Origin of the sequence: Streptomyces sp. CC208A (genome assembly GCF_030010625.1) — a bacterium.
In the GTDB taxonomy this organism is placed as follows: Bacteria; Actinomycetota; Actinomycetes; order Streptomycetales; family Streptomycetaceae; genus Streptomyces.
In genome coordinates, this window is record NZ_JASCXN010000042.1 from 1 (window position 1) to 24,167 (window position 24,167).

At 71.5% G+C, this 24,167-nt stretch carries 26 protein-coding genes and 1 riboswitch; of the genes, 15 read left to right on the plus strand and 11 right to left on the minus strand.

Annotation, left to right across the window (positions count from 1 at the left end; all coding sequences use genetic code 11):
- Positions 1 to 66: 66 nt before the first annotated feature.
- Positions 67 to 324 carry a winged helix-turn-helix domain-containing protein gene (locus QK442_RS31660; RefSeq protein ID WP_282697542.1) on the minus strand — a complete coding sequence of 86 codons (258 nt, stop codon included), beginning with the start codon at positions 322 to 324 and terminating at the stop codon, positions 67 to 69.
- 354 nt (positions 325 to 678) lie between these two features.
- Between QK442_RS31660 and QK442_RS31665 the strand changes: the two genes are divergently transcribed.
- The 4 genes from QK442_RS31665 to QK442_RS31680 all read left to right on the plus strand — a co-directional run bounded on the left by QK442_RS31665 (position 679) and on the right by QK442_RS31680 (position 1,863).
- The gene (locus QK442_RS31665; protein WP_282697543.1) at positions 679 to 858 is read left to right on the plus strand and encodes a hypothetical protein; all 180 of its coding nucleotides are present in this window, start codon (positions 679 to 681) and stop codon (positions 856 to 858) included.
- A 77-nt stretch (positions 859 to 935) separates the two neighbouring features.
- Positions 936 to 1,070 (plus strand): hypothetical protein, encoded by a 135-nt coding sequence (locus QK442_RS31670; protein WP_282697544.1) that lies wholly within the window; start codon positions 936 to 938, stop codon positions 1,068 to 1,070.
- A gap of 104 nt (positions 1,071 to 1,174) precedes the next feature.
- On the plus strand, positions 1,175 to 1,456 hold the full coding sequence (locus QK442_RS31675) for a hypothetical protein (RefSeq protein ID WP_282697545.1): 282 nt from the start codon (positions 1,175 to 1,177) through the stop codon (positions 1,454 to 1,456).
- Entirely contained in the window at positions 1,453 to 1,863 is a 411-nt protein-coding gene (locus QK442_RS31680) for a PIN domain-containing protein (RefSeq protein ID WP_282697546.1), read from the plus strand. The genes QK442_RS31675 and QK442_RS31680 overlap by 4 nt, the downstream gene beginning before the upstream one ends.
- 21 nt (positions 1,864 to 1,884) lie before the next feature.
- Here the strand turns inward: QK442_RS31680 and QK442_RS31685 are convergent, their stop codons facing one another.
- Both QK442_RS31685 and QK442_RS31690 read right to left on the minus strand, forming a co-directional pair.
- Positions 1,885 to 2,157: a DUF4031 domain-containing protein gene (locus tag QK442_RS31685; RefSeq protein WP_282697547.1), complete on the minus strand. Its 273-nt coding sequence runs from the start codon at positions 2,155 to 2,157 to the stop codon at positions 1,885 to 1,887.
- 70 nt (positions 2,158 to 2,227) lie between these two features.
- Complete coding sequence (locus QK442_RS31690) at positions 2,228 to 2,584, minus strand: hypothetical protein (protein WP_282697548.1); 357 nt, start codon at positions 2,582 to 2,584, stop codon at positions 2,228 to 2,230.
- A gap of 116 nt (positions 2,585 to 2,700) precedes the next feature.
- Here QK442_RS31690 and QK442_RS31695 point away from each other — a divergent pair, with 116 nt between their 5' ends.
- From QK442_RS31695 to QK442_RS31710, 4 genes are all read left to right on the plus strand, one after another.
- Positions 2,701 to 3,621, plus strand: coding sequence for a MurR/RpiR family transcriptional regulator (locus tag QK442_RS31695; RefSeq protein WP_282697549.1), 921 nt, complete (start codon positions 2,701 to 2,703; stop codon positions 3,619 to 3,621).
- 29 nt (positions 3,622 to 3,650) lie between these two features.
- Positions 3,651 to 4,580, plus strand: coding sequence for an N-acetylmuramic acid 6-phosphate etherase (gene murQ, locus QK442_RS31700; RefSeq protein WP_282697550.1), 930 nt, complete (start codon positions 3,651 to 3,653; stop codon positions 4,578 to 4,580).
- 45 nt (positions 4,581 to 4,625) lie between these two features.
- Positions 4,626 to 6,164 (plus strand): PTS transporter subunit EIIC, encoded by a 1,539-nt coding sequence (locus QK442_RS31705; RefSeq protein ID WP_282697551.1) that lies wholly within the window; start codon positions 4,626 to 4,628, stop codon positions 6,162 to 6,164.
- Positions 6,165 to 6,252: 88 nt separating this feature from the next.
- Positions 6,253 to 6,996: a transporter substrate-binding domain-containing protein gene (locus tag QK442_RS31710; RefSeq protein ID WP_282697552.1), complete on the plus strand. Its 744-nt coding sequence runs from the start codon at positions 6,253 to 6,255 to the stop codon at positions 6,994 to 6,996.
- A 3-nt stretch (positions 6,997 to 6,999) separates the two neighbouring features.
- Here QK442_RS31710 and QK442_RS31715 read toward each other — a convergent pair whose 3' ends face one another.
- The 3 genes from QK442_RS31715 to QK442_RS31725 all read right to left on the minus strand — a co-directional run bounded on the left by QK442_RS31715 (position 7,000) and on the right by QK442_RS31725 (position 10,112).
- On the minus strand, positions 7,000 to 7,989 hold the full coding sequence (locus tag QK442_RS31715) for an NAD-dependent epimerase/dehydratase family protein (RefSeq protein ID WP_282697553.1): 990 nt from the start codon (positions 7,987 to 7,989) through the stop codon (positions 7,000 to 7,002).
- Between the two features lie 117 nt (positions 7,990 to 8,106).
- Positions 8,107 to 8,991 (minus strand): hypothetical protein, encoded by an 885-nt coding sequence (locus QK442_RS31720; protein WP_282697554.1) that lies wholly within the window; start codon positions 8,989 to 8,991, stop codon positions 8,107 to 8,109.
- Positions 8,992 to 9,008: 17 nt separating this feature from the next.
- Entirely contained in the window at positions 9,009 to 10,112 is a 1,104-nt protein-coding gene (locus QK442_RS31725; RefSeq protein ID WP_282697555.1) for a helix-turn-helix domain-containing protein, read from the minus strand.
- 527 nt (positions 10,113 to 10,639) lie between these two features.
- Between QK442_RS31725 and QK442_RS31730 the strand changes: the two genes are divergently transcribed.
- Together QK442_RS31730 and QK442_RS31735 are read left to right on the plus strand one after the other, a co-directional pair.
- Complete coding sequence (locus tag QK442_RS31730) at positions 10,640 to 11,515, plus strand: helix-turn-helix transcriptional regulator (RefSeq protein ID WP_282697556.1); 876 nt, start codon at positions 10,640 to 10,642, stop codon at positions 11,513 to 11,515.
- Positions 11,512 to 11,781, plus strand: a complete 270-nt coding sequence (locus tag QK442_RS31735; protein ID WP_282697557.1) for a DUF397 domain-containing protein — start codon at positions 11,512 to 11,514, stop codon at positions 11,779 to 11,781. The genes QK442_RS31730 and QK442_RS31735 overlap by 4 nt, the downstream gene beginning before the upstream one ends.
- A 69-nt stretch (positions 11,782 to 11,850) precedes the next feature.
- On the opposite strand, the gene QK442_RS31740 is transcribed toward QK442_RS31735, so the two are convergent.
- On the minus strand, positions 11,851 to 14,985 hold the full coding sequence (locus tag QK442_RS31740; RefSeq protein ID WP_282697558.1) for an FG-GAP-like repeat-containing protein: 3,135 nt from the start codon (positions 14,983 to 14,985) through the stop codon (positions 11,851 to 11,853).
- Between the two features lie 442 nt (positions 14,986 to 15,427).
- Here QK442_RS31740 and QK442_RS31745 point away from each other — a divergent pair, with 442 nt between their 5' ends.
- Both QK442_RS31745 and QK442_RS31750 read left to right on the plus strand, forming a co-directional pair.
- A complete protein-coding gene (locus QK442_RS31745) occupies positions 15,428 to 16,183 on the plus strand; it encodes a class I SAM-dependent methyltransferase (protein WP_282697559.1) in 756 nt (251 codons plus the stop codon).
- 41 nt (positions 16,184 to 16,224) lie between these two features.
- Complete coding sequence (locus tag QK442_RS31750; protein WP_282697560.1) at positions 16,225 to 16,551, plus strand: deoxyxylulose-5-phosphate synthase; 327 nt, start codon at positions 16,225 to 16,227, stop codon at positions 16,549 to 16,551.
- A gap of 91 nt (positions 16,552 to 16,642) precedes the next feature.
- Here QK442_RS31750 and groL read toward each other — a convergent pair whose 3' ends face one another.
- The 4 genes from groL to thrC all read right to left on the minus strand — a co-directional run bounded on the left by groL (position 16,643) and on the right by thrC (position 20,910).
- A complete protein-coding gene (groL, locus tag QK442_RS31755; RefSeq protein ID WP_282697561.1) occupies positions 16,643 to 18,265 on the minus strand; it encodes a chaperonin GroEL in 1,623 nt (540 codons plus the stop codon).
- A 363-nt stretch (positions 18,266 to 18,628) separates the two neighbouring features.
- Positions 18,629 to 18,832, minus strand: coding sequence for a cold-shock protein (locus QK442_RS31760; protein WP_030498267.1), 204 nt, complete (start codon positions 18,830 to 18,832; stop codon positions 18,629 to 18,631).
- A gap of 449 nt (positions 18,833 to 19,281) precedes the next feature.
- Positions 19,282 to 19,560, minus strand: a complete 279-nt coding sequence (locus tag QK442_RS31765; protein WP_031012286.1) for a MoaD/ThiS family protein — start codon at positions 19,558 to 19,560, stop codon at positions 19,282 to 19,284.
- Positions 19,561 to 19,578: 18 nt separating this feature from the next.
- The gene (gene thrC, locus QK442_RS31770) at positions 19,579 to 20,910 is read right to left on the minus strand and encodes a threonine synthase (RefSeq protein WP_282697562.1); all 1,332 of its coding nucleotides are present in this window, start codon (positions 20,908 to 20,910) and stop codon (positions 19,579 to 19,581) included.
- A 17-nt stretch (positions 20,911 to 20,927) separates the two neighbouring features.
- Positions 20,928 to 21,081: riboswitch (SAM riboswitch) on the minus strand.
- Positions 21,082 to 21,202: 121 nt separating this feature from the next.
- On the opposite strand from thrC, the gene QK442_RS31775 reads away from it, so the two are divergent.
- From QK442_RS31775 to QK442_RS31785, 3 genes are read left to right on the plus strand one after another with little or no spacing between them, the layout of a single operon-like run.
- Positions 21,203 to 22,144 (plus strand): glucosyl-3-phosphoglycerate synthase, encoded by a 942-nt coding sequence (locus tag QK442_RS31775; RefSeq protein ID WP_282697603.1) that lies wholly within the window; start codon positions 21,203 to 21,205, stop codon positions 22,142 to 22,144.
- Between the two features lie 53 nt (positions 22,145 to 22,197).
- Positions 22,198 to 22,464 carry a hypothetical protein gene (locus QK442_RS31780; protein WP_282697563.1) on the plus strand — a complete coding sequence of 89 codons (267 nt, stop codon included), beginning with the start codon at positions 22,198 to 22,200 and terminating at the stop codon, positions 22,462 to 22,464.
- Between the two features lie 47 nt (positions 22,465 to 22,511).
- Positions 22,512 to 23,960, plus strand: a complete 1,449-nt coding sequence (locus tag QK442_RS31785) for a trehalose-6-phosphate synthase (protein WP_282697564.1) — start codon at positions 22,512 to 22,514, stop codon at positions 23,958 to 23,960.
- Positions 23,961 to 24,167: the final 207 nt, after the last annotated feature.

Here is a 24,167-nt window from a genome sequence, read left to right on the forward strand (position 1 = left end):
CGAGCCTCTTTCGTCCTGTGCTGGAGGGTGAAAGAGGCTCAGTGAGGCCTTTGGCGTGCGATCCGGTCAGCCGGTGGACTCGGCGTCCCCGGGCCCGTCGGACGACGGCAGGGGGTCGATGGCGTACGAGCCCTTGTGCGGGAGCGTCTCGATCAGGCCTCGCTCGCGGAGGTCCCGCAGGGCACGCCTGATGGTTCGGTCGGCGACGCCGTGAGCCTCGGCGAGGCGGACGATGCCGGGCAAGGCCCCGCCGGGCGGGATGTGTCCCGACCGGATCTCTTCCTCGATGGTGCGTGCGATCCGCTGCCACTCGTACTCGGCCATGCGTCCAGCTTTCCGCGGTGTACCGAGCGCCACATCGTCAGCCCATGGTGCATCGCGGGCTACCATGGCGTACCGTGGTACATCGAAACGAGGCCCCCGCAGCCGTTGGAGCGGCCCGGGGGTGTGGCCACCAACCCCATGGAGGTTGATGACGTGGGCATTATCCATGCCTTGCTGCACTTGTTGCTGGACGCGCTGGCCCCTGGTTCCGGGCGGCGGCGCCGGGCATGCGGTCTGCCTGGCGCCGCCCCAGCTTCCGCCCAGTGGACGGAAGGCCCCCGCCCGGGGCTGTGCGGGCGGACCGGTCCCGCGTGGGGATGGACCGTACGCCCGCCGAGGTCGCCGTACGGGCTCGTGCGGACGCTCAATGGGGAGAGCACGGCCCTCGTCCGCCCCTACCTGGTCACGCACGAGCGGCAGGAGGAGCGTGCCGCTCGGCAGCGGTGGCGGCGGCTCAGTCTCGTCCTGGCGGCGGACTTCGGGGTCGACCTGGACACCCGGGACGTGCACGCGGTGGGGGTGGCGGCGTGGTGAACGGACCGGTATTTGACCCGGCCGCGCGGAGGCCCGTCCGCATGTGCGTGCGCTGCCATCAGGTCACGGACGCGCCCGTGACCGTCGCGGAGGTGCACCAGAGCTCCGGGCCCGGGTGGAACGTGTACGCGTGCCCGGAGTGCGCGCCGCACTTCCCGCCGCTGCCCGACGTACTCGACCTCCTCCAGCGGGGCAAGGGCCACCCGTCGTAGAGCGGGGGCACTCCGCTACGCCTCTCCTGTTCCAGGGCCCGCCCCGGAACGGGGGAGGTCGAAGGGCCGGGACAGGCAAGCCGCAGGCATGCCAGACTTGAGCCATGACGGCAGCGCAGGATTATGAGCACCTGCACCACCTGGTGGATCGGCTGAGCCCGTCCCAGGTACGGCGCTTGCGGCTGATCATCACCGAGGACGAGGAACTCTCCCGGGTCGACCGGCAGGTCCCGGACGAGACCGAAGGGGACGACGGCGAGGGCGAGCTTCTCCCCGCCAGCTTCCTCGCGCTGTCCGGCAGCATCGAAGCACCGGCCGACTACGCCGAGCGGCACGACGACTACATCCGCGAACGCGCCGAACGCGAGCGGAGCACCGGCGAGTGATCGCCACGGTCCTCGACACCGGCCCGCTGGTGGCGTTCTTCAACGCGAAGGACAAGCACCATTCGAGCTGCGTCGCCTTCTTCTCGCAGCTCCGCGGACGCAAGCTGCTGCCCGCCACCGTTCTGGCCGAGGTGAGCTGGCAGCTGGAGCGCTGGCCGCGCGTCGAGGCCGCCTTCGTCGAGCACGTCGCCCAGGGCTTCTTCGAACTCGTCAGCTTCTCCTCAGAGGACTTGCTTCGGGTCAGCGAACTGATCACCCAGTACGCCGACTTCCCTCTCGGCGCGGTCGACGCCTCCGTGATCGCCGTCGCCGAGCGTCACGAGGTCGACCGGATCGCCACTCTCGACCACCGTCATTTCCGGGCCGTCAAACCGAAGCATGTGCCCGCGCTGACTCTCCTGCCGTAGTTCCTTCCGGAATCCCTTCCGCTACGACTCCGCCGGCCGTCCCTTCGGGCGCCGTAGCCCCGCCTTCGTGAGGCGGCGGAGGAGTTCCTTCGAACCGACCGGGATCGCGCCGGCCGCGATCGCCGCCTCGTACCAGTCGGAGGGGATGTCGTAGTGGTCGCCGTCGAAGCCGCGGGGCGGGGCGCCCAGCGTCGCGGCGAAGGCGTGGAGTTCGTCGAAGGAGACGTCGCTGATCAGGTGGGACCACATGCGGCCGTGGCCCGGCCAGGTCGGGGGGTCGATGTAGAGGGTCACGCCTCTGTCCCCGGCGCGTCGGCGGGGGCCGGGCGGGTGGAGGCCGGAGCCGTGTCGGCCGCGCGCCGCTTCACCTCAGGCCGCCCACTCTCGCCACCACCACGCCCTGCTTGGCGCAGACCCAGTGGGGGTCCGGGCCGAGTTCCGGTTCCACGTCGAGGGCGTGGGGGTCGCCGGAGGGGCAGACGGGGCAGAGGGGCCAGCGGCCGTACGCCTCCAGGAGGGCGTCCTGGACGTCCTGGGCGACCAGGCCGGCGACGTACTCCAGGCCCTCCGGCCACTGCTCGACCCACCAGCGGCGGTGGGTCACCGCGTCCTCCACCATCGACACGACCTGGGCCGCGGCCACGTCACGGGCCGCCAGGTCGGCCAGGACCAGGGCTCGGGCGGCGTGGAGGGTCTGCTCCACGGGGTCGATGTCGTCCATGGGGTCATTGTCCCCCGCCGGGGGCGGGGAGGGGGAGGGCGGGCCCTTGCTCTTCCGGTGCTCTTCCGGGCGTACGGGTCTTGTCCGGCCCCAGCAACTGAAAGTATCTTTCAGGTGTGACCAATGACGTGAAGGAAACTTTCAGGAGTGAGACTCCTCCCGCTCCCGCCGCCCTCGCCGCCAAGGTACGGACCCTCTCCCCCTCCATGACCCGTTCCATGCAGCGGGTCGCCGAGGCCGTCGCCGGGGACCCCGCCGGGTGTGCCGCGCTCACGGTCACCGGGCTCGCCGAGCTGACCGGGACCAGCGAGGCCACCGTCGTCCGTACCGCCCGGCTGCTCGGCTATCCGGGCTACCGCGACCTGCGGCTCGCGCTCGCCGGGCTCGCCGCGCAGCAGCAGTCGGGGCGGGCGCCCTCCGTGACCGCCGACATCGCCGTCGACGATCCCGTCGCGGACGTCGTCGCCAAGCTCGCCCACGACGAGCGGCAGACGCTCGCCGACACCGCCGCCGCCCTCGACACCGTGCAGCTCGGCGCCGTCGCCGCCGCCTGCGCCGCCGCCCGCCGGATCGACGTGTACGGGGTCGGCGCCTCCGGGCTCGTCGCCCAGGACCTCGTACAGAAGCTGCTCCGGATCGGGCTCGTCGCCCACGCCCACAGCGATCCGCACCTCGCCGTCACCAACGCCGTGCAGCTCCGCTCCGGCGACGTCGCCCTCGCCATCACCCACTCCGGCTCGACCGGCGACGTCATAGAACCGCTCCGGGTCGCCTTCGAGCACGGCGCCACGACGGTCGCGATAACCGGCCGTCCTGACGGGCCCGTCAGCCAGTACGCCGACCATGTGCTGACCACCTCCACCGCCCGCGAGAGCGAGCTGAGACCGGCCGCCATGTCGTCCCGTACCAGTCAACTCCTGGTTGTGGACTGCCTGTTCACCTGCGTCACGCAGCGTACGTACGAGACCGCCGCCCCCGCCCTCGCCGCCTCCTACGAGGCCCTCGCCCACCGTCACGCACCCCGCAGCACCCGTTAGCCGTCAGCCAGGAAGAGAGCAGCCGACCCGTGCCCACCTCCTACTCCGAGCTCCGCGCCCAGCTGGCCACCCTCACCACCGAGGCGTTCCGCCCCGAACTGGCCGAGATCGACCGGCTGTCCACCCTGGAGATCGCCCGCATCATGAACGGCGAGGACCGGACCGTCCCCGCCGCCGTGGCCCGCGCGCTTCCCTCGATCGCCGCCGCCGTCGACGCCACCGCCGAGCGGATGGCCCGCGGCGGGCGGCTGGTCTACACGGGCGCCGGCACCGCCGGGCGGCTCGGCGTCCTCGACGCCAGCGAGTGCCCGCCCACCTTCAACACCGACCCCTCCCAGGTCACCGGCCTGATCGCGGGCGGCCCCTCCGCCCTCGTCCGCTCCGTCGAGGGCGCCGAGGACTCCAAGGAGCTCGCCGCCGCCGACCTGGACGCCCTCGGCGTCCGCCCCGACGACACCGTGGTCGGCGTCTCCGCCTCCGGCCGCACCCCGTACGCCGTCGGCGCCGTCGAGCACGCCCGCGCCGCCGGGGCGCTCACCATCGGCCTGTCCTGCAACGCCGACAGCGCCCTCGCGGCCGCCGCCGAGCACGGCATCGAGGTCGTCACCGGGCCCGAACTCCTCACCGGATCGACCCGGTTGAAGGCCGGTACGGCCCAGAAGCTCGTCCTCAACATGATCTCGACGATCACCATGATCCGGCTCGGGAAGACCTACGGGAACCTCATGGTCGACGTCCGCGCCTCCAACGAGAAGCTCCAGGCCCGCTCGCGGCGCATCGTCGCGCTCGCGACCGGCGCCCCCGACGAGCGGATCGAGGCCGCCCTCTCCGCCGCCGGGGGAGAGGTGAAGAACGCCATCCTGATCATCCTCGCCGATGTCGACGCCGACACCGCCGACCGCCGGCTCAAGGACGCCCACGGGCACCTGCGTGCGGCGCTGGACGCGACGGACCGCTGAGCCCCGGGACCCCTCCCCCCCCTCACAGCAAGGCACCACCGCACCATGAGCACAGACGAAACAGACGACACGGGCGACAAGAACCGCGCCGTCGCCGCCGCGATCCTCCCCCTCGTCGGCGGCGCCGGGAACGTCACCTCCGTGGCCCACTGCATGACCCGCCTCCGGCTGGGTCTGCGCGACCGCTCGCTCGTCCGGGACGAGGACCTGAGGCAACTGCCTTCCGTGCTCGGGGTGGTGGAGGACGACACGTACCAGATCGTCCTCGGCCCCGGCACGGTCGCCCGGGTGACCCCCGCCTTCGAGACCCTCCTGAGCGCAGGAACGACCCCCGCGCAGGACCTCGCCGGCAAGGGCGCCGCCCTCAAGGCCGCCCGGAAGGCGCGGAATTCGACCCCGTTCAAGCTCCTCCTCCGCCGGATCGCGAACATCTTCGTCCCGCTGATCCCCGCCCTCATCGGCTGCGGCGTCATCGCCGGCCTCAACGGGCTTCTGGTCAACCTCGGTTGGCTGCCGGGCGTCACCCCCGCGCTCGCCGCCGTCGCGAGCGGCTTCATGGCGCTCATCGCGGTCTTCGTCGGCTACAACACCGCCCAGGAGCTCGGCGGCACGCCGATCCTCGGCGGGGCGGTCGCGGCCGTCGTCGTCTACCCGGGCGTCGCCAGGGTCGAGGTCTTCGGCCAGACCCTCTCCCCCGGCCAGGGCGGCGTCCTCGGCGCACTGGGCGCGGCCGTCCTCGCCGTGTACGTGGAGAAGTGGTGCCGGCGCCGGGTGCCGGAGGCCCTGGACGTCCTGGTCACCCCGACGCTCACGGTGCTCGTCGCCGGTCTGGCCACCGTCTTCGGCCTGATGGTCGTCGCCGGTGAGGTCTCGCGGGCCATCGGCGGCTTCGCCGACTGGCTGCTGACGAACGCGGGCGCCGGCGTCGGGTTCCTCCTCGGCGGCCTCTTCCTGCCGCTGGTGATGCTCGGTCTGCACCAGGCGCTCATCCCGATCCACACCACCCTCATCGAGCAGCAGGGCCACACCGTCCTCCTCCCGATCCTGGCGATGGCGGGCGCGGGCCAGGTCGGCGCGGCCATCGCCGTCCACCTGCGGCTCCCCCGCAACGGCTCGATCCGCCGCACGATCAGATCGGCCCTCCCCGCCGGTCTCCTCGGCGTCGGCGAGCCGCTGATCTACGGGGTCTCCCTCCCGCTGGGCCGGCCCTTCGTCACCGCCTGCGTCGGCGGCGCGTTCGGCGGCGGCTTCGTCGGGCTCTTCGGCATGCTGGGCGCCAAGGTGGGCTCCACCGCCATCGGCCCGTCCGGTTGGGCGCTCTTCCCGCTCCTCGACGGGAACAAGGGCCTCGGGACGACGATCGCGGTCTACGCGGGAGGGCTGGCCACCGGCTACCTCGCCGGCTTCGTCGCCACCTACTTCTGGGGGTTCAGCCGCGCGATGATCGAGGAGTTCGACGTGGACACGGGGGCGGGGGACGGGGACAGGGCCCCCGTGGCGGCGGGGGACGGGGACACGGCCCCCGTGGCGGCGGGCGACGGCCCCACGCCCGGCGCGGACACCCCCGATCCCGTGAAGGTCTGATCCCTCTGCCTCATCCCCTCCCCTGCCCCGGGGCAGCTCCGCGCACCCCGGCACGAAGTCGTCCCACCGGTGCCTAGACTCCGCAACCATGACGACCAAGCACGACGACCGCGACGGCGACCACGACCTGCCCGCCATCGCCTCCGACCTCGCCCCCACCGGGATCCTGCGGGCCTCCGTCAACCTGGGGAACCCGGTACTCGCCCAGGGCACCCCGGAGACCCCCGCCGGCATCACGGTCGACCTGGCCCGGGAGATCGGCCGACGCCTCGGGCTCCCCGTCGAGACACTCTGCTTCGACGCGGCGCGCAAGTCGTTCGAGGCGATGGCGGACGGCCGCGCCGACCTGTGCTTCCTCGCCGTGGACCCGGCGCGCGAGAAGGAGGTCGCGTTCACCGCCCCGTACGTCGTCATCGAGGGCGTCTACGTCGTCCCCCGCGACTCGGCGCTCGCCACCGTCGAGGACGTGGACGCGCCCGGCGTCCGCGTGGGCGTCAAGCAGGGCTCGGCGTACGACCTCCACCTCACCCGCACCCTCCGGCACGCCACCGTCGTCCGGGGCGCGGAAGGCGTCGACACCTTCCGCACCCTGGACCTGGAGGCGGGCGCGGGCATCCGCCAGCCCATGGCGGCCTACGTCGCCGCACACCCCGAAGTCCGCCTGATCGACGGCCGCTTCATGGAGATCAGGCAGGCGGTGGGCACCACGACGACCCGGTCACCGAGAACGCTCGCGTACCTGAACTCCCTCGTGGACGACCTGAAGAAGAACGGCTTCGTGGCCGAAGCCCTGCGCCGCTCGGCCCAGGACCCGGCGCTGGTGGCCCCGTAACGGCTACCGCCCCAGCAGGGCCAGCAACTCGGCCTCGCGCTCCGGACCGAGCCCGGCCCGCCGCTCCCGCCCGAGCCCCTGCTCACGCTCCCAGGCCAGCGTGTCGGCGATCACCTCGGCACGCGGCCGGTGCCGGAGCCCGGCCGCGGCCGCCGCCGCGCCCGAACGGGCCTGGAACCCGCTCCAGTCCTCGGCCACGATCCACAACGGCAGGGAGTCGGGCCCCATGAACTCCTCCACCCCCTGTTCGAGCAGCCAGGAGGACCCGGCCGGCACCACGGGCCCGGTGTGTCCGGCCGCCGCCCGGGAGAGCGCGATCCACTCGCCGAGGGACATGTTCGGCCCCACCGCGTCGTACGTCCCCGTCGCCCCCTTCTCCGCCGAGTCGAGGATCCAGTCGACGAGGTCCCGCACGTCGACGACCCGCGTAGGCAGCTCCGGCTCGTCCGGCACGAGCAGCGGCCCCTCGGTGTCCCGCGCGGCCCGGGCCGCCCAGTACCCGGTCCGGCAACTGACGTCCCCGGGCCCGCCGATGAGCCCCGCCCGCGCGATCAGCAGCCGGTCCCCCACGGCGGCGACGGAGGCCAGCTCGCAAGCGGCCTTGGCCTCCCCGTACAACTCCCGCCCGACCTCGTCCAGTTCGGTGGGAGCGAGTATCTCGGCGGACTCGTCGGCCCCGACCTCCGCCTGCGAGGCGTAGACGTTCCCGGACGACACATAGGTCCAGTGCCGGGCCCGCCCGCCCAGCGCGTCGAGCGCCCCCCGCACGAACCCCGGCTGCCACGACACCTCGACGACGGCGTCCCACTCCCGCCCGAGCAGCCCGTCGTACGCCCCCGGCTCCCGCCGGTCCGCGACGACCAGCTCGGCCCCTTCGGCCACCTCCCCGCTCTCTCCCCGCGCGAGGCACGTCACCGCATGCCCCCGCGCCAGCGCCCGCCGCGCCACCTCGCGCCCCACCCACGCCGTACCGCCCAGAACCAGAATCTCCATGCGACCCAGTGGACCACCCCGGCTCCCACCCCCGGAAAGGAGTTCGCCGACGGCGGAGCAGCAGGGGAAGGGCCCGAGAGGGCCCTTCCCCGCCGGTCTGCCGGTCCGCCGGTCGGACTACTCGTCCGCGAAGATCTCTTCGGCCGTGGCGGCCGTGACCGCACGGGTGAGCCAGGTACGCAGCACGTCCGGATCGCCACAGGCCGTGACGCGGTCGCGGACGTCGTCGGGGACGTCGAGGCCGCGCTGCTCCAGGACCAGCAGCATGGCGTCGGCGCTGCCCTGGGCTCGGCCCTCGGCCCGGCCCTCGTCTCGAATCTCCTCGGAGAGGTAGGACTTGTAGAAGGAGAGGTTCGCGGCCACCAGAGTCCTCCAGTTTTCCTGATCGGAGCGCTTGTTCAGCCCCTGTGCGGTGAGTTCGACGATCGGATCGGCGACGATCTCGGGGACATACCGCAGCGCGGTGGACAGCGCTTTCAGAATCTCGCCGATGTCTGGGGCACCCGCATGCGCGATGGCTGACAGGGCTGCGAGGGCCAGATCCTCGCCGGCCTCGGCCGGGTCGGTGATCGCCGGCATGTCGTGGGGGCCCACGGCTACCGGCTGAATGCTGAGGGTGGGCATGCCGGGTGGCCCGTACGTCACTGTCTGTCCGGCCCATTCCGCCGTCCCTCGGTCCTGGCAGACGACCAGGAGCACGGTCGGCAGTCCGTACTTCGTCCACAGGTAGGAGACGTAGTACGCCCAGCTCGCCGGCTTGGCCGGGTCCTTCTTGCCCTGGGCCTCGATGGCGAGGAGGAGGGAGCCGTCCTGTGCGCTGTCGAGGCGCAGGAGGGTGTCCACGCGGCGTTCGACGGGTTTCGTCTCGGTGAGGTCGTTGGGCAGGACGACCGCGTCGACGGCTGCCGGGAGGGGAAGTCCCAGGACGTCCTTCAGGCGGCTGAAGAGGTGGAGGTCGTGGCGGAAGATGTGGTGCATCGCCTCGTGGGGCGGGCTGACCATAGGGACTCCTCGGGGTTTCAGGGGGTGCGCGCGCAGCCGTCGCAGATGCCCGGTTCCGGGGCGCGGTAGGCGTGGTCGCAGCGGTCGCAGTTCTGGAGGGGGTGCCGGGCGGCGGGCGGGGTGCGGCCGGGCGCGGGCAGAGGTGGGAGCCGGTCCGCGAGGCGGTGGGCGATGAGGGCGGCCGGGCGGTGGAGGGGCTCCGCGGGAAGGTCGTGGGTGAGGGCGCGGAGGACCTCGTGAGGGGCGAGGTCCCGTTCGATCCAGGCGGCGACACCGGGGGCCAGGTGCTCGGCCTCGGCGGCGGAGACCAGGAGCCGGGGGTCCTCGCGACGGAGGGCGGCGACGACGCCGAGCGCGAGCTCCAGCAGGGCGGCGGCGGGGAAGAACGGCTGCGGTACGGCGGGCAGGGCGCGGCGGCGCGGACGCGTGCCGCCGTGCCGCCCGCCCGAGGACGCGGGACGGGGGCCCCGGTCGGGAGCAGGCCGCTGACCGCGCCCGGGACTCTCGTCGGAGCGGGGTTCGCGGTCGGGCCCGGGGCTGTCGTCGGAGCCTGGCTCCGGGGCGGCGGAAAAGTCGGCCTCGGAAAGGCCGGCCTCGGAAAAGTCGACCTCCGGAAGGTCGACCTCGGGGCGGAAACCTTCGTCGGGACCGGAGTCCCGCTCAGCCTGAGGGCCCTGGTCCGGGCAGGGCTCCGACGGAGGCGGCGGCGGGGTGTCCGGGCGGGTGCGGCCCGGCTGGTTGCAGGAGACCGTACGCGTGACGATCCGGCCGCAGGGAAGGCGCTCGCGGCTGCGGCGCAGGTAGCCGTGGGCCTCCAGCTCGCGCAGGCCGGCGGCGATGCGGGTCTTGCCGTCGGGGAAGCGGGTGGCGAGGGTCGCGATGTCGACCTGGGCACCGACGGGGAGGGACTGGATGTGCGCCCCCAGGGCGATGGCGGCGAGCGTCAGTCCGGGATGCTGGAGGAGGTCGTTGCTGATGACCGTGAAGCGGGCGGTGAGGCGGACGTTGTCGTGGACGACGCCACCGGGCCGCCTGGCGTCGTGAGTTCCCCCGGAGGGGCGATTCTTCCCGCGGTTACGGGACGGGGCGTGCGGGCGCACGGTAGTGTTCTGGGCATCCATCAGGAAGGTCCTGTCTTCCTTGATTGGTCAGGCCCCTGCTGGGAGTGCTAGTCCCTGTGGGGGCCGACTCATGTCTGGTGAGTGGTGCTGGTTCTACTGCTGCTGAGGCGAGCCTAGATCAGACAACCCACCAGAAAGCCAGCCGAGTTGGCATATTCACCCGCGCGAGTGACCAGGCCCTCCGGCGGGGAGGGAAGGTGGGGTTTGGCTCGGTTTCTTTCTCCCCGTAGTCGTCCTTGGGGGACCTACCGGCTCACCGGCAGCCAGAAAACCGGACGCCGGTGGGCTTACTTCTCCACAGCCCCATCCACAGAGTTGTCCCCAGCCTGGGAAAGCAAGTCCCCACAGGTCGACGGAGGTTACGCGGACAAGCGCGACCGCACCCGCTTACCGTGAACCGTGACGGCGTCGATGCGCACAGTTACTGTCCAGGGCTTGTCCACTGCTGTCCGGGCTGTCCGGGCTGTCCGGGCCTCCCTCACGGGTAGGTGCGCCGCGCCACAAGAAGGGCGAGGGAAGGGTGCGTGATGTCGGCGGACGACGAGACGCGGCAGCTCAAGGCCGAGGCGGACGAGCCGGGCTGGGAGGTCGACCCGGACGACGAGTGGGGCGTGGCCGTCATCACCACGGTGGGGCGGCAGTTGAAGCTGCGCAGAGAAGCGGCGGGCATGCGCGCCGCCGAGTTCGGAGCGGCCGTCGGATACGGCGAGGCCCTGATCTACAAGATCGAGGGCGGAAAGCGGATCCCCCGCCCCGAACTCCTGGACAAGGCCGACGACGTGCTGGACGCGAAGGGGCTGGTGTCCGCGATGAAGGAGGACGTGGTGAAGGTCCGGTACCCGAAGAAGGTACGGGACCTGGCCGAGCGGGAGAGCAAGGCGGTGGAACTCCAGTTGTACGACCCGCTCAACATCCACGGCCTCCTCCAGACACCGGAGTACGCGCGTGGACTGCTGCTCATGCGGCGGCCGGCGTACACGCAGGACGAGGTGGAGCGGATGGTCGCCGGTCGCATGGCCCGGCAGAGCATCTACCAGCGGGACCCCGCGCCCGAGCTCAGCTTCGTCCTGGAGGAGTGGACGCTCCGCCGCCCCCTGGGCGGAAGGGCCCTGCTGCGACCCCAGTTGGAGCGCCTGCTGGAGATCGGGCGGATGCGGAACGTCGAGCTTCAGGTGATGCCGATGGACCGCGAGGAGCACGCCGGAGTGGACGGCAGCATCGAGGTACTGAAGTTCGGTGACGGGTCGGCCGTCGGACGTTCCCCGGTAGTCGCGAACGGACGCCCCGTGACCGATCCGAAGCAGCTCCATATCCTGGAGTTGCGGTATGGCATCATCCGGGCTCAGGCTCTCACGCCGCGTGAGTCGACCGCCCTCATTGAGCAACTGCTGGGAGAGACATGATCCGCAACACCTCGGCCGGGGACGCCTCCGAACTGGCGTGGTTCAAGAGCAGCTACAGCAGCGGCAGCGAGGGTGACTCCTGCATCGAGGTCGCCTTGAGCTGGCGCAAGAGCAGCTACAGCAGCAGCAGCGAAGGCGACTCCTGCATCGAGGTCGCCACCGCCCCCACCACCGTCCACGTCCGTGACTCCAAGTGCCTCGGCGGCCCCCAGCTCGCCCTCGCGCCCGGCGCCTGGACGGCCTTCGTCTCGTACGCGGCCGGCTGAGCCCGCCCTCGTACCCGTGTGCCCCGCGCCGGGCTTCACCCGGCGCGGGGCACACAACTCACCATCGGCTCAGAACAGGCCCTTGAACCCGTTCCAGCCGCCGCTGCCGATCAGCACCCGGCCGCCGTAGGTCCCGGTCCCGGTGGAGGCGTACCGCCACAGCCTCCCGGCCGTGTCACGCGCGAGCAGATCGGCCCGCCCGTCACCCGACAGGTCACCGACCCCGACGAGAGCGGAGTACACACCCCACCCGCCGCCGACCCGCACCCGCGCGGTCACGCCACCGGTGGAGGTGCCGTAGTACCGCCACAGCACACCCGCGGAATCGAGCCCGAGCAGGTCGCCCCGCCCGTCACCGTTCAGGTCCCCGGCTCCGACGATCTTCTTGTACAGCTTCCAGTTGTTGCCGATCTTCACCCGCGACCTCAGCCGGTGATCGGCAGTACCGGCATAGAAGTACATGTCACCAGTGGATGCCTGACGGGCGATCAGGTCGGCGTACCCGTCGCCGTTGGCATCACCGGGCGAGGTGAGGACGTCGTAGATGCCCCAGCCGGACCCGACGAGCGTGTACGGCGACGAGGCCGAGACCACCTTCCCGCAGCCCGGACGGTACGCCCGCAGCTGGTCCCCGACCCGCACGTACACGTCCGCACACCGGTCCCCGTTCAGGTCGCCCACCGGCACCAGCACCGACGAGGTCGCGAACTTCGTCCCCGTACCGGCGATCCGCGCCGAGACGCCGCCCTTGCCCGTACCCCGGTACATCGAGACGAGACCCGTCGTGTCCATCGCCAGCAGGTCGCCGAAGCCGTCGTCCCCGGCCATGTCCCGCCACACGGCGGCACCGCCGGTCACGGTCAGCGCCCCGGATGCCGTCAGAGCGGCGCCCTGTCCGTCGGCGGGCTTCACGGTCAGCGACCACGTGTACGCGCCGCTGGCGACGAGCCGGCCCGAGCCGTCCTTGCCGTTCCAGGAGGGCGCCACGAGGCCGCGGCCCTCGCCGGTCAGGGTCCGCACGACCTTCCCGGTCGGCTTGTGCTTCAGCGACAGCGACCAGAGACCGGGCTTGGAGATCCACCAACGCGGCTTCCAGACGTACGACTTCAGGTTCACCGCGGTGGAGACGGACCGGTCGGTCGCGGTCAGCCGGCTCGTGGCCCCGCCGAGGCCGACGACGCGGATCGCCTGCCGGGAGTCGACGTAGGCGACGGCTCCGCCGAAGCGGTCGACGGTCCACGTCTGGTTGTAGTTGGTGGTGCCGGGCGCCATCGAGCCGAGCGTACGGGTGACGGGCGCGCCGGACCGGACGTCGGTCACGGTCACCTGGTCGCCGTCCGCCGCCGTGTAGGAAGTCTTGACGAGGAATCCGTCGCCCAGCACCGCCCGGCCTCCGCCTCGGGTGGTCGGGAAACGGACGGAGGTCTTCGTCTCGCGGTTGTGCACGACGGCGGTGGTTCCGCAGCTCCCGTACATCCACTTGCCGAGGACGTCGAAGTCGATGAGGCCGCAGTCGCTGCCGAGGTCGGCCGTGGCGACCGTGGCCCCCGTGCGCACGTCGACCGCCGTGACGGTGTCGTTCGCCGTGGACGCGCTCCAGAGCCAGGTGCCCGACAGGGCCTGGTTCGTGCTGCTGGACACCGACAGGACCTTGCCGGTCTCGATGTCGGCGACGACGGACTTCGTCTCGTAGTTCTCGGTGGCGAGGAAGTGCAGGTAGCGGCCGCTCGCATCGAGCAGCACCCTCGGGCTCAGCTTGCGGGTGGTGTCCAGCGGGACCGTGCGGGTGGTTCCGCCGGGGCCGGTCGTCGTCACCTGGAGCTTGATGACGCAGTCGCTGCAGGGCAGTTCGCCGCGGAACGGCGGAAGGTCCTCGGTGAGGAGGGTGACGAGCCGGCCGTCACCGGTGTCGGCCCACCGCGTCGAGATGATCGCGCCCGTCGTGGTGGTCGGCGGGCAGTTCACGGCGGTTCCGGTGACCGCGTCGCAGCTCCAGCGCCGGGTGGCCGTCCTCGGCTCGGTGAGGGAGAGGTCGTAGCGGACGAGCTCCCGCTTCGGGTCGTCGGTGTGCTCGGTGGTGAGACGGCCGTTGGCGAGCGTCAGACCGGTCCGCTGGAGCGGCTTGGGCGGTGTGCTCAGCACCTGGGCGGTGACCGGTGCCCCGGTGGCGTCCAGGGTGACGCGCCGGACGCCCCAGTGGGTGGAGTCGGCGCCCCCGACGACGTACAGGGAGCCGTCCGGAGCGGTCTGGAGCTCGATGGCGACGGCGGCGGACACGCCCAGGTCCCGGACGGTGCCGCTCGTGACCGAGACGGCCTTGAGCGGGCGCCGCGCGTAGGGGTCGCCGACGTGGCCGACGATCCAGTCGCCGAGGAGGGCGAGCCTGCCCTCTCCGTACGAGGCGCCGGGCAGCGCGACCGTCTTGCCGGGCCCCGAGGGGTTCGCGCGCGCGACGACGTACGCCCGCTCCGTGCCGTGCGTGTCGTACACGGCGATACGGCCGGCGCTGAGCGCGGCCTTCGGATAGGCGGGCAGCCCCGGGCCCGCTGAGAGCGGTACGAGCGTGCCGGCGGCGAAGTCGACGAGACCGACCGCGCCGGTGTTGTCGGCCCGCGTGTAGCGGACGACCGCGCCCGCGCCGTCGAAGGCCAGGACCGTGGGACGACCGGTGATCCGCTCGTCCGTCGTGATGTCGGCGTCCGCCGGAGCGCCCTCGCCGAGGCCCAGCAGGCGCAGGGTCACGGCGCCTTCGGCGTCGGCGCGGTAGGCGAGCAGCCGGTGCGCGTCGAAGGCCCGCAGCCAGGTGTGGCCCTCGGGCCGCGTGCGGGTGAGGGTGGCGCCGGTGGCGAAGTCGTACACGGACGCCTCGGCCGCGTCACCGTGGTAGCCGACGCAGCCGACCCGGTCGCCGTGGAAGACGACGCGGTCCGAGGAGTCGCAGAAGTCGCGGAGCTCGACCCGCCCGTCCTTCAGACTCTGCCAGCGCAGCCGGCCGGTCAGGTGGTCGGCGGTCTGGACACCGGTGCCCGCGCCGAAGAGGTACTGGGTCGGCGGGGTGGCGCTCGGCGGCGCCGGGATCGTCACCTCGTACGGGGTGGTGGACGCGGCCACGGCGGCGGGCGCCGTACCGGCGGCGAGGCCGGTGAGGGCCAGGGCCGCGCTCAGCGCGAGCGCGACGGCTCTTCGGGCGGGCAGGACGGACAAGAAAGAAGGTCCCCTCGTGCGGAAAGTCGCAGAAAGTCATGCGGAAGCTCAGTGGCGACAGGCTGCGGAGGGGCGTGGAAGGCGTCGTCCGTCGAAGGCGTACACGCCCGGCCAGAGCGCCGGCCCGATGCCCCCGCCTGCCGGCAGACGGATCGTACAGCCGCGCGAAACCCCGTCGCCACCAGGTATGTCATGTGCCGAAGCGGTGAGGCCGTTGCCGCGGAAAACCCACCCCGGCGGACCACGGAAAGGCCCCTTCCCGGCGTGAGGCGGGCCCGGTGACCGCTGATCACCCGGCGGCGAGGGGCGAGGGCTGCAGTAGCCCTACAAGGCCGCCCACTCCCCCGTACAAGCCCTCACCCCACACCCCCAAGACCCCATCTGACCTGGGCATTTACTGGCTCCCCACCTACCCTGGAGGGAACGTCGAGGGGAGATCCACATGGCAGGGGCGGGCCGCGGCATCCGCACGGTCGAGGACGTACTGGAGCTGCTGGACGGGCTGTTCGCGCCCGGTGCCGACCGGTGGTCGGAGGGCGGGGCCGACTGGTGGGACGGTTTCTACGCGGACCGGGAGCGGCCGGTGCCGTTCTTCGTGCCGAAGCCGGACGAGAACCTGGTGTCGTACGCGGAACGGGGGCTGCTCGCGGGCGGCGGACGGGCGCTCGACCTCGGCTGCGGGCCCGGGCGGAACTCCCTGTACCTCGCCTCGCTCGGGTACCGGGTGGACGCCGTCGACCTCTCCGCGACCGCGATCCGCTGGGCGGAGGAACGGGCCCGCGAGACGGGCGCGGAGAACGTCCGCTTCCTCCGCGGTGACGCCTTCGCCGCCGGCACCGTCGAGGGCCCGTACGACCTCGTGTACGACTCCGGGTGCCTCCACCACCTGCCCCCGCACCGCCGCGTCAGCTACCTGGCCCTCCTCGGCCGCGTCCTCGCCCCCGGCGCCCACTTCGCGCTGACCGCCTTCGCGGCGGGCGAGGACGGCATGGGCTCGGAACGCCCGGACGCCGACTTCTACCGCCCGGGCTCCCACGAAGGCGGCCTGGAAGGCGGCCTCGCCTACACGGACACGGCCCTGCGCGCACTCTTCGCCGACCTCGCTCCGGTGGAGCTCCGCCGCATGCGCGACGAGCCCGCCGACTCCCCGCGTTTCGGCAGGGGCTTCCTCTGGACGGGCCTCTTCCGCCGCCCGTAAACGCGTGGCTCGGCCGCGCCGCCATCCCTACCCTCTCCCCCATGGGAACCAACAGGACCTCCTACGTCTGCCTGCCGTGCCGGGGCTCGTACAAACAGGGGTACGGCTCCGAGCGCGAGCGGCGCTGTCCGCGGTGCGGGGAGGTGATGACACACGTCGGCTCCGCGTTCCAGCCGCCGAGGCGGCGGGACGACGAGGGGTGGCGGGTGCTGGCCGTGCTGCTGCACGCGGGGGTGCGGTTCCACAAGAGCTGTTGCGGCGGGCCCGGCTACCGGCCCCGGACCCTCGCCGAGGTGAAGGCGCGGATGGCGGTGGCGCGGCGGACCGGGGAGCCGTTCGCCGAGGTGCTCGTGCGGCCGGTCGTCTGAGGGTCGCGGAAACGCCCGAGGGCGGCACCCCCTTCGCAGGGGGTGCCGCCCTCGGTTCGCGTTCAGCGATGAACCACCGATCCCAGAAGGATCAGAAGTCCATGTCACCGCCCGGCATGCCGCCGCCGGCCGGCGCCGCGGCCTTCTCCGGCTTGTCGGCGATGACGGCCTCGGTGGTGAGGAACAGCGCGGCGATCGACGCGGCGTTCTGCAGCGCGGAGCGCGTCACCTTGGCCGGGTCGATGATGCCCTCGGCGACCAGGTCGACGTACTCGCCGGTCGCGGCGTTGAGGCCGTGGCCCGGGGTCAGGTTGCGCACCTTCTCGACCACGACGCCGCCCTCAAGACCCGCGTTGACCGCGATCTGCTTGATCGGGGCCTCCAGGGCGAGCTTGACGATCGCGGCACCGGTGGCCTCGTCGCCGTCCAGCTCCAGCTTCTCGAAGACCTGGGAGGCCTGGAGCAGGGCCACGCCACCGCCGGCGACGATGCCCTCCTCGACGGCCGCCTTGGCGTTGCGCACGGCGTCCTCGATGCGGTGCTTGCGCTCCTTGAGCTCGACCTCGGTCGCGGCACCGGCCTTGATGACCGCCACGCCGCCGGCGAGCTTCGCGAGGCGCTCCTGGAGCTTCTCGCGGTCGTAGTCGGAGTCGCTGTTCTCGATCTCGGCGCGGATCTGGTTCACGCGGCCCGCGACCTGCTCGCTGTCACCGGCACCGTCGACGATGGTGGTCTCGTCCTTGGTGATGACGACCTTGCGGGCGCGGCCCAGGAGGTCGAGACCGGCCGACTCCAGCTTGAGGCCGACCTCCTCGGAGATGACCGTGCCGCCGGTGAGGATGGCGATGTCCTGGAGCATGGCCTTGCGGCGGTCGCCGAAGCCCGGGGCCTTGACGGCGACGGACTTGAAGGTGCCGCGGATCTTGTTGACGACCAGGGTCGACAGGGCCTCGCCCTCGACGTCCTCGGCGATGATCAGCAGCGGCTTGCCCGACTGCATGACCTTCTCCAGGAGCGGGAGGAGGTCCTTCACGGAGGAGATCTTGGAGTTGACGATGAGGATGTACGGGTCCTCGAGCGCGGCCTCCATGCGCTCCATGTCGGTCGCGAAGTACGCCGAGATGTAGCCCTTGTCGAAGCGCATGCCCTCGGTGAGCTCCAGCTCCAGACCGAAGGTCTGGGACTCCTCGACGGTGATGACGCCTTCCTTGCCGACCTTGTCCATGGCCTCGGCGATGAGCTCGCCGATCTGGGTGTCGGCGGCGGAGATGGAGGCGGTGGAGGCGATCTGCTCCTTCGTCTCGACCTCCTTCGCCTGGTCGAGCAGGGCGCCGGAGACGGCCTCGACGGCCTTCTCGATGCCGCGCTTCAGGGCCATCGGGTTGGCGCCCGCGGCCACGTTGCGGAGGCCCTCACGGACGAGCGCCTGGGCGAGGACGGTGGCGGTGGTCGTACCGTCGCCGGCGACGTCGTCCGTCTTCTTGGCGACTTCCTTGACCAGCTCGGCGCCGATCTTCTCGTACGGGTCCTCGAGCTCGATCTCCTTGGCGATGGAGACACCATCGTTGGTGATCGTGGGGGCGCCCCACTTCTTCTCGAGGACGACGTTACGGCCCTTGGGGCCGAGGGTGACCTTGACGGCGTCAGCGAGCTGGTTCATGCCGCGCTCGAGACCGCGCCGGGCCTCCTCGTCGAACGCGATGATCTTGGCCATGTGAAGTGGTCCTCCCGGACATGGGGTGGATAACGCTCCAGGACCGCGCCGACGCCCGCGACGGACGGCCTCCGCGTTCCGCGTGGTTCCTTGCCCCACCCGGGTCGGCGACCTCGTCTGCCCGATCCTCGTAGCACTCTCACCTTCCGAGTGCTAACGCCAATGATTAGCACTCGACCCAGGAGAGTGCAAGCGCCTCGAAGAGGCTCCTATAGGGGTGGTGGTCGGGCGGCGGGCGGGCGCAAGCGACTCTCGTGGATCGGGCAGCCGGGACCGCACGGCCGGAGAACGCGCGAGGGGCCCGCATCCCTGGGGATGCGGGCCCCTCGACGACGAGACGTCGGTGGCCGATCGCGCCGCGCCTCAGGCGGTCACCTTGACCATGTCCGCCTGCGGACCCTTCTGGCCCTGCGAGATCTCGAACTCGACTCGCTGGCCCTCTTCGAGGCTGCGGTACCCATCCATCTGGATGGCGCTGTAGTGGACGAAAACATCCGCACCACCGTCGACCGCGATGAAGCCGTAGCCCTTCTCCGCGTTGAACCACTTGACGGTGCCCTGAGCCATGCCTAACTCCCCTATTACTTACTGGCCCTTGCGCGGACCCGCACTTCACGGACCCGGGTCAGAACCTGCGCCGGAACGCGTCGACCGCGGCTGAATGTATCTGTCCAACTGCCCTCTGCAACAGGGCAATCCGCCGGGAATTCTGAACGGCACGGAAACGGGAATCAGGGAGAAAACCTTGAATTGCGGGGCAAGTCGGGCCGGGCGAAGGGCGCATAAGGTACAGAGTACGTACGCTTTTCGGCCGCTGGTTGGCGCGTTCTCGACGCTCCCCGAGCCACTCCCCACCCGCTCTCATATGCGTTCGGCATGAGCGATCGAGGGGCTTCCCCAACTCTATCGCGCTCAACCATGCAGAATTGCCCCTTCCGCTTCTGTCGCGGAAGGGGCAATTCAGTACCCACGGGTAGACCCACCGGTAGACCGGCGGGTAGAACCGCCGGTAACGCTCAGCAACCGCCGGCGACCGCCGGAATGATCGAGACGCCCGCGCCGTCCGGCGTGGCGGTCTCCAGGCCCTGCTCGAAACGGACGTCGTCGTCGTTCACGTACACGTTCACGAAACGACGCAGCTTGCCCTGGTCGTCCAGGACGCGGGCGGCGATGCCGGTGTGGTTCTTCTCCAGGTCGGCGATGACCTCGGCGAGGGTCGCGCCCTCGGCGGCGACCTCGGCCTGCCCGCCCGTGTAGGTGCGGAGGATGGTGGGGATGCGGACGTTCACGGCCATGATGTCTTCGTCAGCCTTTCAGTGGGCCAGGCCCGCGTCGCGGAACGCGTCCAGGCTCGGGCGGATGGTGGCGGTCGCCTGGGAGGTGTCGGCCACGGCGTCCAGGGTCTTGAGCCCGTCGCCGGTGTTGAGGACGACGGTGGTGAGCTCCGGGTCGATGAGGCCGGCCTCGACGAGCTTGCGCGTCACGCCGACGGTCACCCCGCCCGCCGTCTCGGCGAAGATGCCCTCGGTCCGGGCGAGCAGCTTGATCGCGTCCACGACCTGCTCGTCGTTCACGTCCTCCACGGCGCCGCCGGTGCGGCGGGCGATGTCGAGGACGTACGGGCCGTCGGCCGGGTTGCCGATGGCCAGCGACTTGGCGATGGTGTTCGGCTTCTGGGGCCGTACGACGTCGTGACCGGCCTTGAAGGCCGCCGACACCGGGGAGCAGCCCTCGGCCTGGGCGCCGAAGATCTTGTACGGCTTGTCCTCGACCAGGCCCAGCTTGACGAGCTCCTGGAGACCCTTGTCGATCTTCGTGAGCTGGGAGCCGGAGGCGATCGGGATGACGAGCTGGTCGGGGAGGACCCAGCCGAGCTGCTCGCAGATCTCGTACGCGAGCGTCTTGGAGCCCTCGCCGTAGTACGGGCGCAGGTTGACGTTCACGAAGCCCCAGCCCTCGCCGAGCGGGTCGCCGATGAGCTCCGAGCAGAAGCGGTTGACGTCGTCGTAGTTGCCCTCGATGGCGACGAGGTCACCGCCGTAGACACCGGCCATGACGACCTTGCCCTGCTCCAGGTCGTGCGGGATGAACACGCAGGACCGGAAGCCGGCGCGGGCGGCGGCGGCGCCGACGGCGCCGGCCAGGTTGCCGGTGGAGGAGCAGGAGAGGGTGGTGAAGCCGAAGGCACGGGCGGCCTCGATGGCCTGGGCGACCACCCGGTCCTTGAAGGAGTGCGTCGGGTTGCCGGAGTCGTCCTTGACGAAGAGCCTGCCGGGGGCGACGCCGATCTCGCGGGCGAGGTTGTCGGCCTTCACCAGGGCCGTCCAGCCGGGGTTCAGGTTCGGCTTCTCGGCGACGTCGGCGGGGACGGGCAGCAGGGGCGCGTACCGCCAGATGCTGGCCGGGCCGGCCTCGATCCGCTTCCGCAGCGCCTCGGGGTCGCCGACCGGCAGGTCGTACGCGACTTCGAGAGGACCGAAACAGAGCTCGCAGGCGAAGATCGGGCCGAGGGCGAAGACCTGGCCGCATTCGCGACAGGAAAGCCCGGAGGCGGGGCCGAGATCGACGGCGGGAGTGGCGGAGGCACCTGAATCGGCAGCGGAGTCAGCAGCGGCGGTTGCGGGTGCGACGGTGTTTACAGCCATGGAGGCGAGGCCCTTTCTCCTCATCTTCCTCATGACGCATTTCGCCATGAGACGGATTTGGCACCTTCCCTAGCCGGGGACCTCGCTGCCGCGATGACGACGCAAGACAAACCGACTGGAGGGTTGCCGGGGCTTCAACGGGCCGTATCCCTCTGCCCCTCTGGATGAGCGGTATTCGATTGTGAGACGCGGTCGGCACCCCGACATGCATCGGGCATCCGCGTTGTTCAAGACTGTAACCGAAGGCTTCGAAGGTGGAGACGGTCGTCCGATCCGCGAGATGGAGATCACGTTGCTGGAAGAAGTGGAGCGCTGGCTGACCCGGCGGTCCTGGTCCGTGTCCGACCGCCCGCTGGAGCGGGTGCTCGCCGCCAAGCGGGGGACGACGGTCAGCGTGGTGCTGCCCGCGCTGAACGAGGAGGCGACCGTCGGTGACATCGTCGGCGTGATCAGGCGCGAGCTGATGACGGAGGCCGTACCGCTCGTCGACGAGCTCGTGGTGATCGACTCGGGTTCCACGGACCGCACCGCGGAGGTCGCGGCGGCGGCCGGCGCGCGCGTGGTCGCCCGCGACGACATACTCCCCCGGATCCCGGCGGTCCCCGGCAAGGGCGAGGTCCTGTGGCGCTCGCTCATGGTGACGCGCGGGGACGTCGTCTGCTTCGTCGACGCGGACCTCAGGGACTTCTCGGCGGACTTCGTGACGGGCATCGTCGGCCCGCTGCTCACCGACCCGGACGTGGACTTCGTCAAGGCGATGTACGACCGCCCCCTCGGCGACGCCCCGGGTCAGGGCGGCCGGGTGACGGAACTGGTGGCGCGCCCCCTGCTCAACCTGCACTGGCCGCCCCTCGCCGGCTTCGTCCAGCCCCTGGGCGGCGAGTACGCGGCCCGCCGCTCCCTCCTCGAACGCCTCCCCTTCCCCGTCGGCTACGGAGTGGAGCTGGGCCTCCTCGTCGACGCCCTGCACACGGTGGGCCTGGACGCGCTCGCGCAGGTGGACGTCGGGGTCCGCAAGCACCGGCACCAGGACGGCCAGGCGCTGGGCCGGATGGCGGCGGCGATCTACCGGACGGCCCAGCTGCGGCTCTCCCGCGGCCACCTCGTACGCCCCCGGCTGACCCAGTTCGAGCGGGGTCCTGCGGGCTTCGAGCCGCGGACGTACGCGGTGGACACGGAGGAGCGCCCGCCGATGGCGGAGATCACGGAGTACGCGCACCGCCGCGTGGCGTAACACCCTGTGGCGTAACCGCCGGCAAAGGCCCGCTTTATCTAGGTTTCCGTTTCATGCGCTTCCCACGTCATCGCACCGGAAGGACGCTCGCCGCAGTGGCCCTGGCGGCGAGCCCGCTCCCCCTCGCCCTCTCCCTGGCGACACCGGCCGCCGCCGCGTCGACAACCCTCGCCGGGGCGGGCGCCGCCACCGAGCGCCTGTGGCTCCTTGGCGCGCTGGCGCTGGTCCTGGCCGCGACGGGCCTGGTGGCGAAGGCGGCGATGCGCGGCCGCCAGATCCGCGAGGACAGCGGACGGGGTCCGTATCCGGCCGACCGCTGACCGTATATGTACGTTTGAGCGTTTACGGGACGGGCTAGGTACGCCACATGGCTTCAGTGCTCGTGGCATCCAACCGGGGCCCCGTCTCGTACACGCTCGGTGACGACGGCGCGCTCTCCTCCCGCAGGGGCGGCGGCGGCCTGGTCTCCGGCCTGAGCGCCGTCGACTCGCGGGACAGCCTGTGGGTGTGCGCGGCGCTCGGCGCCGGCGACCGGGAGGCCGTCCGGCGCGGCGTCGCCGAACCCGGCGTCCGGATGCTGGACATCGACCCGGAGGTGTACGCCGACGCGTACAACGGCGTCGCCAACTCGGTGCTGTGGTTCCTCCACCACCACCTGTACGACATCCCGCACGAGCCCGTCTTCGACGCCGCCTTCCGCCGCCGCTGGGCCTCCTACCGCGCCTACAACCGCGCCTTCGCGGAGGCGCTGGCCGCCGAGGCGGGCGAGGGCGCGGCGGTCCTGGTGCAGGACTACCACCTGGCGCTGGTCCCCGGCATGCTCCGCGAGCTCCGCCCCGACCTGCGGATCGGCCACTTCACGCACACCCCGTGGGTGTCACCGGAGTACCTGCGGATGGTGCCGGACGACATCGTCGAGGAACTGCTGTGGGGCATGCTCGGCGCGGACGAGCTCGGTTTCCACACCTGGGGATGGGCGTCCTCCTTCATCGGCTGCTGCGCCCGGCGCGACGACTCCACGGGTACGACACGGGGCGTGTGGCCCAGCGGCGACCCCTGGTACGGCGTGGAATGGCGCCGCCACGACACCGGGAAGGGCCGCACCCGCGTCCAGGTGTACGCACTCGGCGTGGACGGCGACGAACTGCGGGCGCTCGCCCACCGCCCCCAGGTCGACGAGCGCCTGGCCCGGCTGCGGGAGGAGGTCGGCGGCCGGAAGACCATCGTCCGCGTCGACCGCACCGAACTGTCGAAGAACATCCTGCGCGGCCTGCTCGCCTACCGGGAACTGCTGACCGCCCACCCCGAGTGGCGCGGCCACGTGGTCCACCTCGCCTCCGCCTACCCGTCCCGGCAGGACCTGGAGTCGTACCGCGCGTACACGGCCTCCGTCATCGAACTGGCCCAGGAGATCAACGCCGAGTTCGGCACACCGGACTGGGAACCGGTCCTGGTCTCGGTCGAGGACGACTTCATCCGCTCCCTCGCCGCCTACCGCCTGGCGGACGTGGCCCTGGTGAACCCGGTCCGCGACGGCATGAACCTGGTGGCGAAGGAGATACCGGTGGTCTCCGAAGCGGGCTGCGCCCTGGTCCTGTCGACCGGCGCCGGCGCCCACCAGGAACTGGGCCCCGACGCCCTCACGGTGAACCCCTACGACGTCTCGGGCACGGCCGAGGCCCTCCACACCGCCCTCTCCATGCCCTCCGCCGAACGCACCGCCCGCACCAAGCGCCTGGCCGAGGCGGCCACCGCACTCCCGCCCCAACGCTGGTTCCTGAACCAACTGGAGGCGCTGAAGGCCGACTTCACCTGACGAGCGCGGCCACGGGAAGACGACGGAACTCCAAGGTCTCGTAAGGACTCTTCTCCCCGGTCTCGTGAAGAAGCCCCACCGTCCCGGCATCCGACTCCACCGGATCCGAACAGGCCGCCTTCTTCCGCGACACGCTCAGCACCTTGGAGAAGGTCCGCCCGGCGCGGATCGCCCGGCGGGTGTTCGCGTACGCGGGGGCCTACCACC

What these genes read in the sequence shown, in the direction of transcription:
- QK442_RS31660 (WP_282697542.1), bottom strand. Translation starts at nt 324, where the DNA reads ATGGCCGAGTACGAGTGGCAGCGGATCGCACGCACCATCGAGGAAGAG.
- QK442_RS31675 (WP_282697545.1), top strand. Translation starts at nt 1,175, where the DNA reads ATGACGGCAGCGCAGGATTATGAGCACCTGCACCACCTGGTGGATCGG.
- QK442_RS31690 (WP_282697548.1), bottom strand. Translation starts at nt 2,584, where the DNA reads ATGGACGACATCGACCCCGTGGAGCAGACCCTCCACGCCGCCCGAGCC.
- QK442_RS31705 (WP_282697551.1), top strand. Translation starts at nt 4,626, where the DNA reads ATGAGCACAGACGAAACAGACGACACGGGCGACAAGAACCGCGCCGTC.
- QK442_RS31710 (WP_282697552.1), top strand. Translation starts at nt 6,253, where the DNA reads ATGACGACCAAGCACGACGACCGCGACGGCGACCACGACCTGCCCGCC.
- QK442_RS31715 (WP_282697553.1), bottom strand. Translation starts at nt 7,989, where the DNA reads ATGGAGATTCTGGTTCTGGGCGGTACGGCGTGGGTGGGGCGCGAGGTG.
- QK442_RS31720 (WP_282697554.1), bottom strand. Translation starts at nt 8,991, where the DNA reads ATGGTCAGCCCGCCCCACGAGGCGATGCACCACATCTTCCGCCACGAC.
- QK442_RS31725 (WP_282697555.1), bottom strand. Translation starts at nt 10,112, where the DNA reads ATGGATGCCCAGAACACTACCGTGCGCCCGCACGCCCCGTCCCGTAAC.
- QK442_RS31730 (WP_282697556.1), top strand. Translation starts at nt 10,640, where the DNA reads ATGTCGGCGGACGACGAGACGCGGCAGCTCAAGGCCGAGGCGGACGAG.
- QK442_RS31735 (WP_282697557.1), top strand. Translation starts at nt 11,512, where the DNA reads ATGATCCGCAACACCTCGGCCGGGGACGCCTCCGAACTGGCGTGGTTC.
- QK442_RS31745 (WP_282697559.1), top strand. Translation starts at nt 15,428, where the DNA reads ATGGCAGGGGCGGGCCGCGGCATCCGCACGGTCGAGGACGTACTGGAG.
- QK442_RS31750 (WP_282697560.1), top strand. Translation starts at nt 16,225, where the DNA reads ATGGGAACCAACAGGACCTCCTACGTCTGCCTGCCGTGCCGGGGCTCG.
- groL (WP_282697561.1), bottom strand. Translation starts at nt 18,265, where the DNA reads ATGGCCAAGATCATCGCGTTCGACGAGGAGGCCCGGCGCGGTCTCGAG.
- QK442_RS31760 (WP_030498267.1), bottom strand. Translation starts at nt 18,832, where the DNA reads ATGGCTCAGGGCACCGTCAAGTGGTTCAACGCGGAGAAGGGCTACGGC.
- QK442_RS31765 (WP_031012286.1), bottom strand. Translation starts at nt 19,560, where the DNA reads ATGGCCGTGAACGTCCGCATCCCCACCATCCTCCGCACCTACACGGGC.
- thrC (WP_282697562.1), bottom strand. Translation starts at nt 20,910, where the DNA reads ATGGCTGTAAACACCGTCGCACCCGCAACCGCCGCTGCTGACTCCGCT.
- QK442_RS31780 (WP_282697563.1), top strand. Translation starts at nt 22,198, where the DNA reads ATGCGCTTCCCACGTCATCGCACCGGAAGGACGCTCGCCGCAGTGGCC.
- QK442_RS31785 (WP_282697564.1), top strand. Translation starts at nt 22,512, where the DNA reads ATGGCTTCAGTGCTCGTGGCATCCAACCGGGGCCCCGTCTCGTACACG.